Origin of the sequence: Bordetella petrii (genome assembly GCF_020991325.1) — a bacterium.
GTDB lineage: Bacteria > Pseudomonadota > Gammaproteobacteria > Burkholderiales > Burkholderiaceae_B > Bordetella_A > Bordetella_A petrii_E.
Window position 1 is genome coordinate 1 of record NZ_JAJMLX010000419.1, and the last position, 2,661, is coordinate 2,661.

The following is a 2,661-nucleotide window of genomic DNA, read 5'->3' on the forward strand; positions in this document are numbered from 1 at the left end:
CTGCCGCAGCAAGTCTTGAATGACGAGCGCGGCCCGGCATTGCCGCCGCCCGCGCCCGATGGGGCCGCCGCCGGGGCCGGCGGCGGCCTGGATGTGCTGGACACCCAGGCGCGCAATCCCTTGTGGGCCTTTGTGCGCCATCGGCTGGGGGGCAGGGCGCTGGCGGATTACGCCGACGCCGCCAACCAGAACGTGCGCGGGCAATTCCTGCACCGCGCGCTGGAACTGGTATGGCGCATGCTGCCCGACCAGGAACACCTGCACGAGGCCATGCAGGCTGGCCGGCTGGCCGGCCTGATCGAACAGGCCGTGGCGGAATCCGCGCAGGAAGAATTGCGGGCCTATCCCGACGCCCTGCGCGAACTGGAATGCGACCGCGCGCGCGCCGTGCTGGCAAACTGGTTCGACCTGGAAGCGCAGCGCATGCCTTTCCAGGTGGCGCAGGTGGAGGAAACCCATCGCTGGTCGCGCGGCGCGCTGGCCCTGACGCTGCGGCTCGACCGCCTGGACAGGCTGCCGGACGGCCGCGCCGTGATCCTCGACTACAAGACCGGCATGGCGCCGGGCAACCCCGAATCCGATTGGGCGCGCGCGCGGCCGGTGAACTTGCAATTGCCGTTTTACGCGGCCGTGCTGTCTGGCGATGCGCCCGAATCGGACGTGGCCGCCCTGGTGCTGGCGCAGATCCACGCGCGCCAGGTCGCGGCCAGCGGCCTGGCCGATGCCGACCTGGGCATCGCGGGCGTTACCCGGGCCGATGCCAGCAAGGCCTTTGAAAACCAGGACTGGGGCGGCATTCTGCGGCACTGGCGCGCCGCGGTCGAAGGCCTGGCCGACGAATACGCCTCCGGCTATGCCGCCAACCTGGTTTACCGGCGCGATGACCTGAAATACTGCGATGCCATGCCGTTCCTGCGGCTGCACCTGGAAGACGAGGACGACGCGGCATGACCGTATCCGCCCGCCAACCCTCCGACCACGCCGCCCGCGCGCGCGCGCTGGATCCCGCCGGCTCGTTCCTGGTCCAGGCGCCCGCCGGCTCCGGCAAGACCGAACTGCTTACCGACCGCATCCTGGCCCTGCTGGCCACGGTGAGCCGGCCCGAGGAAATCGTGGCCATCACCTTCACCCGCAAGGCCGCATCGGAAATGCATGCGCGCGTGCTGGGCAAGCTGCGCGACGGCGAAGGCCCGCCGCCGGACACCGAGCATGGCAGGCGCAGTTGGGAATTGGCGCGCGCCGCGCTGGCGCGCAACGACGAACGCGGCTGGAAGCTGCTGCAGCACCCGGCGCGGCTGTCGATCCGCACTATCGATTCTTTCTGCGCCGGCCTGGTGCGCGGCATGCCCTGGCTGTCGGAACTGGGCGGCATGCCCGATATCGCCGACGATGCGCAGGCGCACTATGAGGCCGCCGCGCGTGCCACGCTGGCCCTGGCCGACGACTTCGAGGCCGTGCGTATCCTGCTGGCCCACCTGGACGTGGACACGCAGGCGGCCACCGAGGCCATAGCCTCGATGCTGGGCCAGCGCGACCAGTGGCTGCCCTTGCTGGCCCGCGCCACCGACCGCGAGGCCCTGCAGGATGCGCTGGCCGAGGCCATAGGCGAAGATCTGCAGGCGCTGGCGCGCGCCATGCCGCTGGGTTGGGACGAGGCCTTGCGCTGGCCGGCGCGCATGGCGGCGGCCGTGCTGGATGAAGACGGCGCCGGCCATGCCCTGGCGGCGCTGCGCGACTGGGATACGCCCGTCGAGCCCGACGCGGCCTGGCTGGACCAATGGAAATCCGTGCGCCATCTGCTGCTGACCGGTGCCGGCGCACTGCGCAGCGCGCGCGGGGTCAACAAGAAACTGGGTTTCCCGCCCAAGTGCGATCACAAAGATCCTTTCACCCAATGGCTCGACGCCGCCGACCCGCAGGCGGCCTGGATCTGGATGCTGGATGCGGTGAAAGACGTGCCGCCGGCCGAGTTCACCGACGCCCAGTGGCGCGTGTTGGGCGCGCAATTGATGACCTTGAAGCTGGCCGTGGCGCAACTGCACCTGCGTTTTGCCGAGACGCGCGAAGTCGATTTCATCGAGATCGCCCAGCGCGCCACGCATGCCCTGGGCAGCGGCGACGACCCCGGCGAATTGCTGTTGAAACTGGACGCCTCGATCCGGCACTTGCTGATCGACGAATTCCAGGACACCAGCCTTACCCAGATCCACCTGCTGGCCACCCTGACCGCCGGCTGGCAGCCGGATGACGGACGCACGCTGTTCCTGGTGGGCGATCCCATGCAATCCATCTACCGGTTCCGCAAGGCCGAGGTGGGCCTGTTCCTGCAGGCGGCAGAAGAGGGGGTGGGTGAAATCAGGCCCGGTTTCCTGCGGCTGACCGACAATTTCCGCTCGCAGGCTGGGGTGGTGGAATGGGTGAACGCCACGTTCCGCGGCCTGCTGCCGGCACGCAACGACGCGGGCGCGGGCGCCATTGCCTATACCGATTCGGCGGCGTTCAATCCGGCCTTGCCTGGCCAGCCGGTTTGCTTCCATGCCGCCTTCAGCGCCGATGGCAGCGCGGCCGCCGACGCCGCCGCCGAAACGCTGACGGTACAACTGGTGCGGCAGGCCCTGGCCGGACGCGACCCCCGCAGCCGCCATCCGGTGGCCATCCTGG

Annotated in this window: 2 protein-coding genes; both read left to right on the plus strand. The window is 69.8% G+C overall.

The window, feature by feature from the left end; genetic code table 11:
* Positions 1-951 (plus strand): PD-(D/E)XK nuclease family protein (locus tag LPZ50_RS23935; protein ID WP_230665343.1); only part of this gene is annotated, 951 nt, incomplete at its 5' end.
* Positions 948-2,661: UvrD-helicase domain-containing protein (locus LPZ50_RS23940; protein ID WP_230665344.1), on the plus strand; the 1,714-nt coding region annotated here is incomplete at its 3' end. The genes LPZ50_RS23935 and LPZ50_RS23940, both read left to right, overlap by 4 nt.